We start from the raw sequence: 15,859 nt of genomic DNA on the forward strand, positions 1-15,859 counted from the left end.
GGGGCGCCCGCGGGGGTGCTGCGCCCGGGTGGCCGTCTGGTCAACCTGGGCAGCGCGGCGCACGCGAGCGCGCCGGTCGAGTCCGCGGTGCTGCGTGGTGGATCGCTGCACGTGATCGGCTACACCAACAACTCGCTCTCCACCGAGCAGCGGGCGGCGGCGCTGGGCGTGGTGGCCGGGCACGCGGCGGCCGGCCGGCTCACCGTCGACCATGAGGTGGTGCCGTTCACCTCGGTCGCGGACGCCTGGGTCCGGCAGGCCACCGGCGCGGCGTCCGGCCGGATCGTCCTCGCCCTCTGATCCGTGCCCGACCCCAGCCAGGGATCGCCAGACCCTGGATAAACCGCACCTGGTTGGGGTTCCGGGCCGGTGCCACGGTCGGTGCATGACATCTTCCACCTACACCGTCACCGGTCACTGGATCGGTGGCGAGACCGTCGCCGGCACCGCCGGCACTCTGCCCGTCGTCAACCCGGCGACCGGCGCGGTCGTCGCCGAGACGCCGGCCGGCACCGCCGCCGACGTGGACCGTGCCGTCGCCGCCGCTCGGGCCGCCTTCCCCGGCTGGGCGGCGACCACGCCGCAGCACCGCGCGGACGTGCTGCGCCGCCTCGGCGCGGGCCTCGCCGCCCGGCAGGAGGAGATCGCCGGTGCGATCACCGCCGAGATGGGCTCCCCGATCGGCATGTCCCGGACCGCCCAGGTCAGTTTCCCGGCCGCGGTGGTCGACTCCATCGCCGGCCTGGCCGACGACTTTCCGTGGACCGAGGAGATCGGCAACTCGCTGCTGGTCCGCGAGCCGATCGGCGTGGTCGGCGCGATCACCCCGTGGAACTTCCCACTCCAGCAGATCGTCTCCAAGCTCGCGCCAGCGCTGCTCGCCGGCAACACGATGGTCTTCAAGCCGTCCGAGAACGCCCCGCTGACCGCGCGGATCCTCGCCGAGGTCGCCGCCGAGGCGGGCGTGCCGGCGGGCGTGTTCAACGTCGTCTACGGCACCGGCGCGAGCGTCGGCGAGGCCATGTCGGCCCACCCGGACATCGACATGATCTCATTCACCGGCTCCACCCGGGCCGGGAAGCGCATCGCGGCGGTGGCCGCCGAGACCGTCAAGCGGGTCGCCCTGGAGTTGGGCGGCAAGGGCGCGAACATCATCCTCGACGACGCCGACCTGCCGGCGGCGGTCGACCGGGGCCTCATGATGTCGTTCACCAACGGCGGCCAGGTCTGCGGCGCGTGGCCGCGAATGCTGGTGCCCGCGTCGCGCCAGGACGAGGTCGTGGCGTTGGCCGTCGAGGCGGCGAAGCAGTACACCGTGGGCGACCCGACCGACGAGGCCACCCGGATCGGCCCGATGGCCTCCGAGGCGCACCGGCAGAAGGTCCTCGGGTACATCGAGCGGGGCATCGCCGACGGCGCCCGGCTGGTGGTGGGCGGCCCGGACCGACCGGCCGGCCTGCCCACCGGCGCGTACGTCCAGCCGACGATCTTCGCCGACGTCGACCCGACCTCCGCGATCGCCCAGGAGGAGATCTTCGGCCCGGTGCTGACGATCATCCCGTACGCCGACGAGGAGGAGGCCGTGGCCATCGCCAACGGCACCCTGTACGGCCTGACCAGCGGCGTCTTCGGTGAGCCGGAGCACGCGCTGGCGGTGGCCCGGCGGCTACGGGTGGGTCAGGTCGACGTCAACGCCGGCCACTGGAACCCGCTCGCCCCGTTCGGCGGCTACAAGCAGTCCGGCAACGGCCGCGAGTTCGGCCGCTTCGGCCTGGAGGAGTTCCTGGAGACCAAGTCCATCCAGCGGTGACCGGCCGTCCTCCGGCTTGAGTTCGACGATGTCGGGGTGTCCCGTCCGCCGGGACACCCCGCCCATCACCGCCCAAAAGCCCGTTCCCCGATCCGGAGGGTGGGTCGCCGGGGAACAGCGCACCAGCGTCCGCCTGTTGTAACGCGACGTGGAGGAGTCATCGTGAACCGCGCCCAACTCGCCAGCTTCCTGCGCACCCGACGCGAGGCGCTCCAGCCCGAGGACGTGGGGCTGCCCCGGGGGCAGCGGCGACGCACCGGTGGGCTCCGCCGCGAGGAAGTCGCCGCGTTGAGCGGAATGTCCACCGACTACTACAGCCGGCTGGAGCAGCAGCGCGGCCCGCGCCCCTCCGAGCAGATGCTCGCCGCGCTGGCCCGTGGCCTCCGGCTCACGCTGGCCGAACGTGACCACCTGTTCCAGCTCGGCGGTCACGCCGTCCCGCACCGCTCGGTCCGGGCCGACCACGTCAACCCGGGGATGATGCGGATCCTCGACCGGTTGCAGGACACTCCCGCGCAGGTGGTGAACCACCTCGGCGAGACCCTGACGCAGACCGCGCCCGCGATCGCGCTGCTCGGTGACGAGACCCGGCACGCCGGGTTGGCCCGCAGCCTGCACCACCGCTGGTTCACCGACCCGCAGGCACGGCTGCTGCACCGGGTCGAGGACCGCCCGACGCAGAGCCGGCTCCTCGTCGCGCACCTGCACGCCGCGTACACCCGCGACGGGCAGGGGTCGCGGGCCGCCGCGATCGTCGACGACCTGCTGACCCGGAGCCCGGAGTTCGCCCGGCTGTGGCGGGAGCACCCGGTGCCGGGCAGCTACTGCCCGCCGAAGCACTTCGTGCACCCCGAGGTGGGTCCGCTGGAGCTGCACTGCCAGACCCTGGTGGATCCGGACCAGTCCCAGACGCTGCTGGTCTTCACCGCCGTACCCGGCTCGGAGAGCGACGAGAAGCTGCGGCTGCTCGCCGTCATCGGCGGCCAGCTCGTCTGAGGCTCAGCTCTTCAGGAACGCCAGCAGGTCCTTGTTGACCTGGTCCTGCATCGTCGAGGTGATGCCGTGCGGGGCACCCGGGTAGTAGATCTCCTTGGCGTTCGCGACGAGCTTCGCCGTCTTGTGCGCCGAGTCCTTGACAGGGACGATCTGGTCGTCCTCGCCGTGCAACACCAGCGTCGGGACGTCGAATTTCGCGAGGTCGTCGCGGAAGTCGGTCTCGGAGAACGCCTTGATGCTCTGGTAGGCGTTCCACAGGCCGGCCTGCATGCTCCACAGCCAGAACTGGTCGAGGATGCCCTTGGACACCTTCGCGCCCTTGCGGTTGGCGCCGTAGAACATCAGCGCCAGGTCCTGGTAGAACTGCGACCGGTCGGCGAAGAGCTGGGTCCGCAGGTCGTCGAACACGCTGATCGGCAGCCCCTCCGGGTTGTCCGGGGACTGCACCATGATCGGCGGTACGGCGGAGATGAGCACCGCCTTGGCGACCCGTCCCGTCCCGTGCCGGCCGATGTAGCGGGCCACCTCGCCGCCGCCGGTGGAGTGGCCGACCAGGGTGACGTCCCGCAGGTCCAGCGCCTCGATGACGGTGGCCAGGTCGTCGGCGTACCCGTCCATGTCGTTGTGGCTGCCGGACTGGCTCGACCGGCCGTGCCCCCGGCGGTCGTGCGCGACGACCCGGAACCCGTTCGTGGCGAGAAAGTGCATCTGCCCGTCCCAGGCGTCCGCGCTCAACGGCCAGCCGTGCGAGAAGGTGACGACCGGCCCGGTGCCCCAGTCCTTGTAGTAGAGGTCGGTGCCGTCCTTCGTGGTGAGGTAGCTCATGCCGATTTCTCCTGGTCTGGGAGGGTCCTCCTCCGATGCTAGGTGCGACCGTTCGCCGGACAGGCCGCATCGCCCGAATGCCACCCGCTCCGGGCACGCGGATAGCGGGCCGGGCTGATGCCCAGGTAACGCCGGAAGTGTCGGGTCAGGTGCGCCTGGTCGAAGAACCCCGCCGCGGCGGCGACCTCGGCCGGACGCTGCCCGGCAAGGAGCAACCGACGGGCCAGCTCGACCCGGCGACCGGTCAGGTACGAGTGCGGTGGCAGCCCGTGCACCTGGGTGAACGCGCGGACCAGGTGGGTCGGGTGGGCGTGCAGCAACTCGGCCGCCTCGCGCAGCGTGACGCCCTCGACGGTCCGGGCATCCAGCAGCTCACGCAGTCGCTCGGCCAGGCCCCGCGCGACCGGCTGGACGCTGCTCGGCGCGCGCTGACGGAGCTGCTGACGCAGCCGGTCCAGGATGAACGCGAGCCGACTCTCGGCCTCGAACTCGTCCCCGGGTCCGGCGAGCACCCGGTGCAGGTGGTGGATCCGGTCGCGCAGGTGCGGATCGGCCAGGTCCGGCTGGTCGACCACCCGACCGACGAGTTCGGCACCGAGCGCCGAGGTGTCGAGGTACAGGACCCGCTTACGAAATCCGTTCGCGCTGGCGGAACGGCCGTCGTGCGGCACGTACGGCGGCAGCAGCGTGACCGACGTGCGCAGCGCCCCGTGCCGGTGCCGGTCGAGGTCGAAGTGGACCGCACCGTCGTCGACGATCAGCAGCGTCCACACGTCGTGCACGTGCGGCGGGTAGGCGTGATCCACGAAATGGGCGTGGAACACCTCGGCGACCCCGGCTACCGCGGGTCGCCACGCGCTGACGTGCGAGCCCGCCGGGCGGGTGGCCACGCTAAGAACGTACAAGACCGGGCGGCCTCGGGGCGGGCAGCCTCGACGCCATGACCGAACCAATCCGTTTCCCCACCAAGATCGCCGTGCTGCTCCGCAGCGACCTGGCGAGCTGGCAGCGGCTGAACGTCACCGCCTTCCTGGTCAGCGGCATCGCCCACGCCGAGCCGGAGTTGCTCGGCGAGGAGTACCGCGACGCGGACGGCACCCGATACCTGCCGATGTTCGGCCAGCCGGTGCTGATCTTCGCCGGTGACCGCGCCACGCTGGTCGGCGCGCACTCACGCGCACTCACCCGCGGGCTGCGTCCGGCGATCTTCACGCAGGAACTGTTCGCCACCGGCAACGACCGGGACAACCGGGCCGCCGTGCAGGCGGTCGGTCGGGAGAAGCTCGACCTGGTGGGGTTGGCGCTGCACGCGCCACGCAACGTGGTGGACAAGGTGCTCAGGGGCGCGACCATGCACCCCTGACCACCTCGGCTCCGCGGCACAACACCGTGCACTGGCTGTTCAGGTGACGTTCCGGTGGGGGTTCCACTGTGGTGAGCGGCGGACGTTTGCATCGGCCGGCGGTAACTACCGCGACTCGATGCTGGAGGTCACGTGCGTACCAATTCCATCCGGATCCGGGCCGTCGCGTCCGCGGCGGTGGCGATCTCGCTGCTCGCGGCGGCGCCGACGCCCGGCGCGTCGGCACACCCGACCCCGGAGCACCCGGGCACGGGGGCGAGCTGCGCGCCGGACGCGTCGCTGCTCGGCTTCTCCGACGCCCTCGACAAGACCACGTTCGCGGACACTCCGGTCTCCGGCCTGTCCGCTCTGGCGTTCGCCCGTCCCGGACGCGCCCTGGCGCTGGTGGACAACATCGGTACCACTCCCGCCCGGGTGTACGAGCTGGGCCTGAAGACCGACCGGCGCGGGGTCGACGTGGGTGTCCGCGACGTCCACCCGCTCACCCGCCCGGACGGCACGCCGTACACCGGCGCGGACTTCGACGGTGAGGGGCTCGTCGTCGAGCGCGACGGGGCCACCATCCTGGCCAGCTCGGAGCGGGAGCCGACGATCCGTCGGTTCCGGCTCTCCGACGGCCGCGAGATCGCGTCGCTTCCGGTGCCGGACCGGTTCCACGTCGCCCCGGCCGGCGAGGCCGCGGTCAACCAGACCTTCGAGGCCCTGACCACCACCCCGGACCACCGGATGCTCTACGCCGGGATGGAGGGGCCGCTCGCCGCGGACGGCCGCGACGCCGGGGGTCGGGGGCTGCAGCGGATTCTTCGGTACGCCGGCCGTGAGGGCGGCGCCTACACCCCGACCGGCCAGTACGCGTACCGCACCGACCCCAACCTGGGTCTGGTCGAGCTGGTGGCGCTCGGCGACGAGCAGTTCCTCGCCGTGGAACGGGGCTTCACCACCGGAGTCGGCAACACGGTGCGGGTCTACCGCGTCTCCGCGACCGGCGCACCCGACGTGTCCGCGGTGCCGTCGCTGTCCACGGTGACCGATTCGCGCGCGTGGCTCGGCAAGGAGTTGCTGGTCGACATCGCCGACTGCCCGCCGTCCGGCGCCACCTCGAAGCAGCCGCAGCCCAATCCCCTGCTGGACAACATCGAGGGCGCCGCGCTCGGCGGCCAGCTCCCCGACGGTCGCCGCGAGCTCTACCTCATCTCCGACGACAACGGCAGCGCCACCCAGACCACCCGGGTCTACTCGCTGTCGGTGCGGCTGCGGTCCGAGGTGACGCTGAAGGACCGGGCGCTGCTGTCGGCGACCGCGTACCAGCCGGGTCCGATCTCCGGCACCCAGCTCGCCACCAACCCGGTCAACGGGATCAGCGCGCCCTTCCCCGGCCAGCCCATCCCCGGCTTCTCCGCGGTGATTCCGGCGCAGCCCGGTGACCGCTCCGGAAAGCGGCTGCTCGCCATGCCGGACAACGGCTTCGGCGCGAAGGACAACTCGGCGGACTTCCTGCTGCGGGCGTACGAGATCGAGCCGAACTACCACCGCCAGGGCGTGTCCATCCGTGGGCACATCAGCTTCCGCGACCCCGACCACAAGGTGCCGTTCCCGATCGTCAACGGCGAGACCCGGGACCGTCTGCTGACCGGCGCGGACTTCGACATCGAGTCGCTGGCCCGGGACGCGCGGGGCAACCTGTGGATCGGCGACGAGTTCGGCCCGTACCTGATCAACACCGACCGGACCGGCAAGGTGCTGCGGGCGCCGATCCCGCTGCCCGACGGCGGCAAGTCGCCGCAGTCGCCCGACCTGGCGCCGGGCGAGACGCCGAACCAGCCGGCCAGCGGCGGTTTCGAGGCGATGGCGGTCAGCCAGGACGGCTGGACCCTCTACCCCATCCTGGAGAAGGCGAAGACCACCGACCCCGACCAGCGCCGTCGGGTGGTCTACGAGTTCGACGTACGGCACGGTCGGTACACCGGCCGCACCTGGTCGTTCCGGGTGGACGATCCGTCCCTGATGGTCGGTGACGCGGCCGTGCTCGACGGTCGGCGGCTGCTGCTGATCGAGCGGGACAACGAGATGGGCGCCAAGACGCAGGTCAAGCGCCTGGTCGTCACCGATCTGGACGAGGCGGGCGCGGACGGCTACCTGCCGCGGCGCACGGTGGTCGACCTGATGCACATCGCCGACCCGACGGGCGTCTCCACCCCGGCCCGCCCGGGTGAGTACGGCGTCGGCCCGCTCTTCTCGTTCCCTCTGCAGTCGGTCGAGTCGGTGCTGCCGCTCGGCGGTGACCGGGTGCTCGTCGCCAACGACAACAACTTCCCGGGCAATGACGGCCGTATCCCGGGGCGTGCGGACGACACCGAGCTGATCGTGATCGACGTTCCCGGCCTGCGGTAGGCCGCTCGGCGGAACGGCTCCCGGCACGCTGCGCCGGGAGCCGTTCCGCGTTTCCGACGGTGCTTCGGCAACCGATCCGGGCGTCGTGGCCCGGCGACCCCGGTTGTGGGGCCACCGGGCCACGGCGGAGTTCAGCCGTCGGTCCCCAACGCCGCCACGGGGCTGACCCGGGCCGCCCGGCGGGCCGGCAGCACACCGGCCAACGCGGTCAGCACGACCAGCGCCACGAAGAGCCCGACCAGCGGCAGCACCGGCAGGGCCAGCGGCGCGTTGAGCCCCAGGGTCTGGACCGTCAACCAGGCGTACGGGACGCCGAGCAGCAGGCCGAAGGTCGCACCGATCACCCCGTAGAGGCCGGACTCGGTCGTCAACATGGTGCGCAGACCGGCCCGGGACAGGCCGACCGCGCGGAGCAGACCGGACTCGCGTGCCCGCTCCACGACCGAGAGCGCGGTCGTCGACCCCACACCGACCACCGCGATGAGCACGGTCAGGCTGACCAGGCCGACGGCGATCCAGAGCAGCGTGCCCAGCAGCGAGTCGTTGCGGTCCCGCTCGTCGGCGAGGACCGCGAGGCCCACCCCGTTGCTGTCCCCGATCGCCTGTCGCAGCGCCCGCACGGCGGCGGTACGGCCATCCTCCCCCGAGCGGGACGCGTCGGCCAGCAACCCCTTGTACGCCGCCGGCGCACCGAGCCGGTCGAGGTCGGCGGAGTCGGTGAGGATGCCGGTGTTCAGTGGGCCGTTGTCGGGCAGGACCGCGACCACCCGTACGTCGACCGTCCGCCCGGCACGGGCGAGCGCGGCGGTGTCACCGACCCCCAGCCCGGTTCTCCGGGCGACCCAACCGCCGAGCACGATCCGGCCCGGGCCACGCTCGGCCAACGTGCCGTGCGCCACGTCCAGATCGTCGGTGCTCGGCAACGCCGTCAGGTCGAGATCGCTCGTCGGGTATCCGGACTCGCCGTCGGACACCGGGTCACCAAGCAGCTCGCCGCCTCGCACCAGGGTGACGTCGTCGACCCGCCGGTACGGCACCACCCGCGCCAGTTCGCCCCGCGCCGCCTCGACCCGCGTCACGACAGCCGCCGGCAGCGGGCCCTCGTTGGTGGTGACCTCGAAGTCGGCCGGTGCGGCGAGCGCCATCTCCCGGTCGGCGAGGACCCGCATCGACGCGCCGCCGATCAGCACGCCGGAGATCAGGGTCACGCCGAGCGCGACCACGACGGAGATCGCGGCGGCCCGGCGGGGCGTGCCACCGATCCCACCGACGGCCAGCCGTCCGTGCGGCCCGAACTGGCGTAGCGGCCAGCCCACCACGGCCAGCACCGGGCGCACCAGCAGCGGCCCGAGGGCCACCAGGGCGAAGAACGCCAGCGCACCGGAGACAACGAGCAGGAGCAACCCCGACATCGGGTCGTAGGACTCCTGGTCCGGCGTCGGCAACCGGCTGATCGTCGCGGCGCCGGCCAGGGCCGCACCGACGACCAGCAGCAGCCCGGCCACCAGGCGCGGCACACCGATGCCGCGCCGGCCGGCGGTGACGCTCGCCACGCGAAGCGCCTCCAACGGGGAGACCCGGGCGGCGGAGAAGGCCGGCGCCAGGACCGCCAGCACGGTGAGGACGACCGCGCCGACCACCACCGCGCCCGCCGCCGCCAGCGGCAGGCCCGGCGACGAGACCGCCCGGCCGCTGGCGCGCAGGATCGCCGGGAGCGCGTACCCGACGGCGAGCGCCCCGGTGACCCCGACGACGCCGGCGACAAGCCCGGTCAGGGCACCCTCGGCGGTCAGCGCTCCGACCAGCGTGGCCCGGCTCGCGCCGACCGCACGCAGCAGCGCGAGCTGGCGCATCCGCTGGGCGAAGACGATGCGGAAGGTCGACGTGACCACCAACGCCGCGGCGGCGACGGCGACCGCGACGAACATGCCGACCAGGGCGAACAGCTTCGAGACCTGCTCGGCCGCGGCGTTCGCCTCGGCCTGGCGTACCTCGTCGCCGGTACGGATCGGCAGGTCGGCCGGGACCACCGCCGCCGCCCGTTGCCGGACGGTCGCCGCCGCCTCGCCGGGGGCCACCCGCAGGTCGATCCGCTCCAGCGCCCTCAGGTGGCCCCAAGCCAGGATGACGTCGCCCGGGGCGTACGCGTTGTAACCGCCGTCGTCGGGGGTGGCGACCACGCCGGTGACGGTGAGCCGGGTGGGGGTGGTGAGTTCACCGCCGAACCCGCTGGTCACGGTGCCGACCGAGAGCCCCAGCCGTTCGACGGTACGCGGGCTGACCGCGATCTCCCCGGGGCTGTCCGGGTAGCTGCCCTCGATCAACCGGACGGTGGCCAGCGGACCGGTGCCCGGATCGGCCTGGAGGTTGACGTACCCCTGGCCGATGGACACGCCGACCGTCAGCCGGCCCACCGCCTCGGCGACGCCGGGCAGCGCACCGACCTGCCGCAGCGCCGCCACGGTCGGCGGCTCGTGGTCGAGGTCGCCGATCACCAGGTCGGTGGCGGCCGGGGTGCCGCTGAGGTTGTCCCGCGTGGTTCGTTCGGTGATCTGCTGCACCAGCACGGTGCCGAAGACGACGAACGACGCGACCAGGACGGCGAGCCCGGTCAGGATCAGCCGGCCCGGACGGCGGGCCGCCCCGCTCACCTGGGTACGCAACACCGTCGCCCTCATGCGGCAGCCGCCAACTCGCGCAACGCGTCGGTGACCGAGACCTGGTCCGGCTTGTCGATCTCGCCGGCGACCCGACCGTCGGCGAGCAGCACCACCCGGTCGGCGTACGCGGCGGCGATCGGGTCGTGGGTGACCATGACGACCGTCTGGCCGAGGTCGCGTACGGAGTCGCGCAGGATGGTGAGCACCTCGGCTCCGGCGCGGGAGTCCAGGTTGCCGGTCGGCTCGTCGGCGAAGACCACCTCGGGCCGCGACACCAACGCCCGGGCCAGCGCGACGCGCTGCTGCTGGCCGCCGGACAGCTCGCTGGGCCGGTGACCGAGCCGCTGGCCGAGCCCCAGCACGTCGACCAGGTGCGCGAGCAGTTCGCTGTCCGGCTGCCGGCCGGCGAGATCCAGCGGCAGGGTGATGTTCTGCGCGGCGGTGAGCTGCGGCAGCAGGTTGAACGACTGGAAGACGAACCCGATCCGATCCCGGCGTACCCGGGTCAGCGTCCGGTCGGACTGCCCGGTCAGCTCCGTGCCGCCGAGCAGGACCCGCCCGGAGGTGGCCGTGTCCAGGCCGGCGAGGCAGTGCATAAGCGTCGACTTGCCGGACCCGGACGAGCCCATGATCGCGGTGAACTCGGCCCGACCGAAGCCGACCGAGACCCCGTCCAGGGCACGGACCGCGGTGTCGCCGCTGCCGTACACCTTCACCAGATCGACCGCGGCGACGGCCTGGCTGATCTCCGGCGGGGCGTGCGTTTTCATCGTTCCTCCAGTGACTGCGATGGTGACCGGGGAAGCCTCGCCGCCATGGCCCGGTTGCCGCATCGGCCCGCGGCGGGGGATCCCGACTGTCGGGTCTGCCTTTCGGCCGATCCGTCTACACCGCCGCCCTGGCTACTCTGGGTCACGATGAACACGCCGGGACTCTCGACATGGTGGGTACGCCTGGGTCAGCTCGCCGGCCTGGCGACGCTGGCCCTGCTCGGCCTCTTCGACCTTCGGTTCGGCCTGGCCACCGGGATGCGTACGGACGCCGCTCTGCTCATCCTGGTGCGGGTGGGGCTGGCGGTGGCGACCGCGCTGGTGTGGCTGCCGGTGCACCGGCAGGGCTCCCGAAGGTTGCCGATGTCGGCGCTCGTGCTCAGCGCCGCCTCACTCACCGTCACGTTCAGTGTCTGGTTGTTCACGTCGACCGGAAGCTACGTGTTCGGCGGCAGCTGGGGGCTCGCCGAGTCGGCCGGGCTGCTGGCGGTGGTCTTCGTGGTGGCCCGCCAGGGCGCACCCCGGATCGCGCCGTGGGCTGCGGCGCTCACCGCGCTCGCCGTCGCGGCGCTGCCGCTGCGCTCCGGCACGGAGAGCGTGTACGTGATCTTCGGGCTGGTCCAGGCGCTCGCCGCGGTCGGCGCCGCCGCCGGCGGGATCTACCTGCGCGTCATCGCCACCCGGCGGGACCGGACGATCGCGCTGGTCCGGGCCGAGCAGCGCGCCGAGTTCGCCCGCGACCTGCACGACTTCATCGCCCACCACGTCACCGGCATCGTGGTGCAGGCGCAGGGCGCCCGGTTCGTCGCCGAGCAGGACCCGCAGCGGGTGATCACCGCCCTGGAACAGATCGAGCGGGCCGGTGCGGAGACGATGACCTCGATGCGGCGGATGGTCGGCATCCTGCGTAATCCGGACGCCCCGCCGGACGCGCCGCTGGCCCCGCTCGCCGGCGTGGCCGAGCTGGCTCCGTTGATCGAGGGGCACAACGCCACGGCGGGCAGCCCGGCCCGGTTGCACGTCGACGGCCCGTTGGACGGGCTGCCGGTCGAGGTCTCCACGTCGGCGTACCGGGTGGTGATGGAGGGGTTGACCAACACCCGTCAGCACGCCCCGGACGCGCGAGCCGTGGACGTGGCGGTACGTCGTACCCCGGACTGGTTGTTGATCCGGGTGGCCGACGACGGCGCGACCCCGCGTACGGCGCCGGCCCGGGGGCACGGCTTCGGCCTGCTGGGCCTCACCGAGCGGGTACGCGCCCTCGGCGGAACGATCACCGCCGGGCCCGGCGTCGCCGGCGGCTGGGTGCTCGACGCTGCGCTGCCGCTTCGCCCGGCGGTGCTCCCGTGATCCGGGTGGTGATCGCCGACGACCAGGCGATGGTCCGGACCGGCTTCGGCATGATCATCGAGGCGCAGTCGGACATGGAGGTGGTCGGCGAGGCGGCCGACGGGGTCGCCGCGGTCGAGCTGGCCCGCCGCCTGCGCCCGGACGTGGTCCTGCTGGACATCCGGATGCCTCGCCTCGACGGGCTCGAAGCGCTGCGGCTGCTCGCCGGGCCGGGCGTGGCCGACCCGATCCGGGTGGTCGTGGTGACCACCTTCGACCTCGACGAGTACGTGCACACCGCGCTGTCCAACGGCGCCTGCGGCTTCCTGCTCAAGGACTCCGGCCCGGCGCTGCTCGTGGAGGCCGTCCGCGCGGCCGTTTTCGGTGACGCGCTGATCAGCCCCTCTATCACGGTTCGGCTGCTGGAGCACCTGAGCACACCCGCCGCGGTGCGCGACGACGCCGGGCTGTCCCCACGGGAACTCGACGTCGTGCGGCTCGTCGCCCGGGGCCTGACCAACGCCGAGATCGCCGCCCAGCTCTTCATCGCCGTCGGCACCGTCAAGACCCACCTGGCCAGCGTGCAGATGAAGCTTCCGGCCCGGAACCGGGTCGAGATCGCCGCCTGGGCCTGGGAACGCCGCCTCGTCGGCTGACGAAGGGCCGCTCCCGGGTCTGGCGCGGGCCGCGACATCTTGCGAGGCTAACGATTGTGTATGACTACGACCTGTTGGTGCTGGGCTCCGGCCCCAGTGGACAGAAGGCCGCGATCGCCGCTGCCAAGCTCGGCAGGCGGGTCGGCATCGTGGACCGCCGCGACATGATCGGTGGGGTGTGCATCAACACCGGCACCGTCCCCTCCAAGACGCTACGCGAGGCCGTGCTCTATCTGACCGGGCTCAGCCAGCGGGACCTCTACGGCAGCAGCTACCGGGTCAAGGAAGAGATCACGGTCAGCGACCTGGCCGCCCGTACCCAACATGTGATCACCCGGCAGACCGACGTGATCCGCAACCAGTTGGCCCGCAACCGGGTCGCCATGATCACCGGCACTGGCCGGTTCGCGGACGCGCACGCGATCTGGGTCGACGGCGGCTCCGGCCGCGACACCCGGGTCACCTTCGACAAGATCATCATCGCGGCGGGCACCCGCCCGGCCCGGCCGGACAGTGTCGACTTCGACGACCGGACCATCGTGGACTCGGACGGTGTCATCAACCTGCAGGCCGTACCCCGCAGCATGGTCGTGGTCGGCGCCGGGGTGATCGGGATGGAGTACGCGTCCATGTTCGCCGCGCTCGGCACCAAGGTGACCGTGGTGGAGCGCCGCGACCGGATGCTCGAGTTCTGCGACGACGAGGTGGTCGAGTCGCTCAAGTACCACCTGCGTGACCTCTCCGTGGCGTTCCGCTTCGGTGAGGAGGTCGCGGCGGTGGAGAAGCACCAGACGGCGGCCCTGTGCATCCTCAAGAGCGGCAAGAAGATCGTCGCCGACACGGTGATGTACTCCGCCGGCCGGCAGGGCCAGACCGACGACCTGGCGCTGGAGGCGGCCGGGCTGGAGGCGGACAAGCGCGGCCGGATCAAGGTCGACGCCAACTACCGCACGTCGGTCGACAACATCTACGCGGTCGGTGACGTGATCGGCTTTCCGGCCCTGGCGTCCACGTCGATGGAACAGGGCCGCCTGGCCGCGCAGCACGCCTGCGGTGAGCCGATCCGGGAGATGCACGGCCTACAGCCGATCGGCATCTACACGATCCCGGAGATCAGCTTCGTCGGGCAGACCGAGGGGCAACTGACCGACTCCTCGACGCCGTTCGAGGTGGGCATCGCGCGCTACCGCGAGTTGGCGCGCGGTCAGATCGTGGGCGACTCGTACGGCATGCTGAAGCTGCTCGTCTCCCCCGACGACGGCCGGCTGCTCGGCGTGCACGTGTTCGGCACCGCCGCCACCGAGATCGTCCACATCGGGCAGGCGGTGATCGGCTGCGGCGGCACGATCGACTACCTGGTCGACGCCGTGTTCAACTATCCGACGCTGGCCGAGGCGTACAAGGTGGCGGCCCTGGACGCGTCCAACAAGATCCGCAACATCACCCGGATCGACGGCTGAGCGCCTTCAACGGGGCATCACCGCATACTCGGCGACCAGGTACGAGCGGTAGCTGATCACCGCGGGGATCGTCACGTTCAGCATGCCCGCGGTCGTGGTGAGCACCTCCTCGTAGCCGAGCAACGAGCCGGACCGCGCGTCGACGATGACCGTGTACTGGGCGGGCAGGCCGTGCGCGTCGGAGGTGATCGAGAACGCCTCCCCGGCGCGGCCGGCCCGGTCGGTGACGGTCCCGCTCACGGTGATGCCCGGCAGGCTGGCCAGCAGCCGCAGCGCGGCGGCGCGCTGTGCCGGGCTCAGCAGACGTACCCCGGCCAGCTCGGCGACGTACTCCAGATACTGCACCGGCGCCACGTCCACCGTCATGCCCGTGGTGAACCACGCCCGTAGCGCCGTCGGGTCCGTCGGCACGGCGCCGGACCAACCGGAGTGGAACTGGCCGGCCGGGTAGTCGGTCACCTCCCGTGACGAGCCGACCCGGCCACCGCGCCGCTGCCACTCACGGCGGTCGGCTTCGGAGCGGAACGTCGGTGGCAACTCCTTCTTGATCATCCGACCGGCGTCGTCGTCGGTCCGCCAGGACCGCCACTGCTGGGGTACGACGCCAGACGTCGTCCGGCCGCCGGAGATCGAGGAGTTCAGGAACCAGTTCGCCGACTCCAGGTGCTCCACGGTCCCGGCCGGCCGGTCCGGGGCCGGTTGCCCCGCCGCGACCTCGGCCAGGTGCCGCAGTCGGGCGTCGGCGCGTTCGTCACTCGCCGGCGGGCCGAACGTGAGGATCGCCGGCGTGGCCGCCCAGGCCGACCGTGGTTCCCGCGCCGCCTCGATCGCGACCCCACCCGCGGCAACCGCCAGCACCGCCGCGCCCGCCATCAGCAGGAGACGACGACGCGGAATCCGACGCCGGCCGTTTCCCACCGTGCGGTCGGTGGCGAGGATCCGGGTCAGCTCCCGCGCCCGGCTCTCCTCGTCGCCCGGCCGGCCGTCCCGGGCCGGGTCCAGACCACCCAGCAGATCGCGGACATCGTCGACGGCGTTCATCGCACCCTCCTCATTTCGTCATCGACCGCGTCCGGCGTCCGGCTCGCGCCGTCGACGGCCACCGCCAGCCGTGCCCGAAGCCGGCGACGGGCCCGCATCAACCGCATCGCGAACGTCGCTCGCGAGCAGCCGAGCACGAGCGCCGCCTCGGCGGGGGTCAACCGCTCCCAGGCCACCAGCCGCAGAATCTCCTGGTCGGCACCGGACACCTGCGCGAACGCGACAGCCACGTCACGCTGGCTGATCACCGCATCGGCGTGATCGACCACCACCGACTGGTCCGGCTCGGCCGCCACGCGCAGCGTCAACTCCCGCCACCGTCGGCGACCCCTGGCCTCGTTCGACAGCACCAGCCGAGCCACCCCGTACAGCCACGGCAAGGCCGAGCCCGCCGGGACATCAGCCAGGCGGCGCCACGCCACCAGGAACACCTCGGCGACCACGTCACCGACGTCGGACCCGACGACGCGACGGGCCACGTAGCGCCACACGTCACCGTGATGACGCTGGTACAACTCGGTGAACTGATCCTCCGCCACGTCCACAGCACCCCCTATT

The 15,859-nt window shown here is 72.3% G+C and carries 14 protein-coding genes; 8 read left to right on the forward strand and 6 right to left on the reverse strand.

From position 1 onward, the window contains the following. The 3 genes from ACFQGL_RS27385 to ACFQGL_RS27395 all read left to right on the forward strand — a co-directional run. A partial coding sequence (locus ACFQGL_RS27385; protein WP_377515396.1) for a zinc-binding dehydrogenase occupies positions 1–300 on the forward strand: 300 nt, incomplete at its 5' end. Between the two features lie 85 nt (positions 301–385). Continuing rightward, positions 386–1,810: an aldehyde dehydrogenase family protein gene (locus ACFQGL_RS27390; RefSeq protein WP_377515397.1), complete on the forward strand. Its 1,425-nt coding sequence runs from the start codon at positions 386–388 to the stop codon at positions 1,808–1,810. Positions 1,811–1,972: 162 nt separating this feature from the next. After that, complete coding sequence (locus ACFQGL_RS27395) at positions 1,973–2,806, forward strand: helix-turn-helix transcriptional regulator (protein ID WP_377515398.1); 834 nt, start codon at positions 1,973–1,975, stop codon at positions 2,804–2,806. Positions 2,807–2,809: 3 nt separating this feature from the next. Here the strand turns inward: ACFQGL_RS27395 and ACFQGL_RS27400 are convergent, their stop codons facing one another. Together ACFQGL_RS27400 and ACFQGL_RS27405 are read right to left on the reverse strand one after the other, a co-directional pair. Continuing rightward, positions 2,810–3,631: an alpha/beta fold hydrolase gene (locus ACFQGL_RS27400; protein WP_377515399.1), complete on the reverse strand. Its 822-nt coding sequence runs from the start codon at positions 3,629–3,631 to the stop codon at positions 2,810–2,812. A 38-nt stretch (positions 3,632–3,669) separates the two neighbouring features. After that, complete coding sequence (locus ACFQGL_RS27405) at positions 3,670–4,521, reverse strand: helix-turn-helix transcriptional regulator (RefSeq protein WP_377515400.1); 852 nt, start codon at positions 4,519–4,521, stop codon at positions 3,670–3,672. A gap of 50 nt (positions 4,522–4,571) precedes the next feature. On the opposite strand from ACFQGL_RS27405, the gene ACFQGL_RS27410 reads away from it, so the two are divergent. After that, positions 4,572–4,994 carry a DUF2000 family protein gene (locus ACFQGL_RS27410; RefSeq protein ID WP_377515402.1) on the forward strand — a complete coding sequence of 141 codons (423 nt, stop codon included), beginning with the start codon at positions 4,572–4,574 and terminating at the stop codon, positions 4,992–4,994. A 132-nt stretch (positions 4,995–5,126) separates the two neighbouring features. Next, positions 5,127–7,385 carry an esterase-like activity of phytase family protein gene (locus ACFQGL_RS27415; protein WP_377515403.1) on the forward strand — a complete coding sequence of 753 codons (2,259 nt, stop codon included), beginning with the start codon at positions 5,127–5,129 and terminating at the stop codon, positions 7,383–7,385. A 131-nt stretch (positions 7,386–7,516) separates the two neighbouring features. Here ACFQGL_RS27415 and ACFQGL_RS27420 read toward each other — a convergent pair whose 3' ends face one another. Further along, positions 7,517–10,063 (reverse strand): ABC transporter permease, encoded by a 2,547-nt coding sequence (locus tag ACFQGL_RS27420; protein ID WP_377515405.1) that lies wholly within the window; start codon positions 10,061–10,063, stop codon positions 7,517–7,519. Beyond that, positions 10,060–10,815, reverse strand: coding sequence for an ABC transporter ATP-binding protein (locus ACFQGL_RS27425; protein WP_377515407.1), 756 nt, complete (start codon positions 10,813–10,815; stop codon positions 10,060–10,062). Before ACFQGL_RS27425 ends, ACFQGL_RS27420 begins: the two co-directional genes overlap by 4 nt. Before the next feature lie 147 nt (positions 10,816–10,962). Here ACFQGL_RS27425 and ACFQGL_RS27430 point away from each other — a divergent pair, with 147 nt between their 5' ends. From ACFQGL_RS27430 to sthA, 3 genes are read left to right on the forward strand one after another with little or no spacing between them, the layout of a single operon-like run. Then, on the forward strand, positions 10,963–12,165 hold the full coding sequence (locus ACFQGL_RS27430) for a sensor histidine kinase (RefSeq protein ID WP_377515409.1): 1,203 nt from the start codon (positions 10,963–10,965) through the stop codon (positions 12,163–12,165). Further along, positions 12,162–12,800 (forward strand): response regulator, encoded by a 639-nt coding sequence (locus tag ACFQGL_RS27435; RefSeq protein WP_377515410.1) that lies wholly within the window; start codon positions 12,162–12,164, stop codon positions 12,798–12,800. The genes ACFQGL_RS27430 and ACFQGL_RS27435 overlap by 4 nt, the downstream gene beginning before the upstream one ends. A gap of 56 nt (positions 12,801–12,856) precedes the next feature. Beyond that, complete coding sequence (gene sthA / locus ACFQGL_RS27440) at positions 12,857–14,260, forward strand: Si-specific NAD(P)(+) transhydrogenase (RefSeq protein ID WP_377515411.1); 1,404 nt, start codon at positions 12,857–12,859, stop codon at positions 14,258–14,260. Positions 14,261–14,266: 6 nt separating this feature from the next. On the opposite strand, the gene ACFQGL_RS27445 is transcribed toward sthA, so the two are convergent. After that, complete coding sequence (locus ACFQGL_RS27445) at positions 14,267–15,301, reverse strand: CU044_5270 family protein (RefSeq protein ID WP_377515412.1); 1,035 nt, start codon at positions 15,299–15,301, stop codon at positions 14,267–14,269. Next, the gene (locus ACFQGL_RS27450) at positions 15,298–15,840 is read right to left on the reverse strand and encodes an RNA polymerase sigma factor (RefSeq protein ID WP_377515413.1); all 543 of its coding nucleotides are present in this window, start codon (positions 15,838–15,840) and stop codon (positions 15,298–15,300) included. Before ACFQGL_RS27450 ends, ACFQGL_RS27445 begins: the two co-directional genes overlap by 4 nt. Positions 15,841–15,859: the final 19 nt, after the last annotated feature.

The sequence above is a fragment of the Micromonospora vulcania genome (assembly GCF_042658605.1).
Lineage (GTDB): Bacteria > Actinomycetota > Actinomycetes > Mycobacteriales > Micromonosporaceae > Micromonospora > Micromonospora vulcania.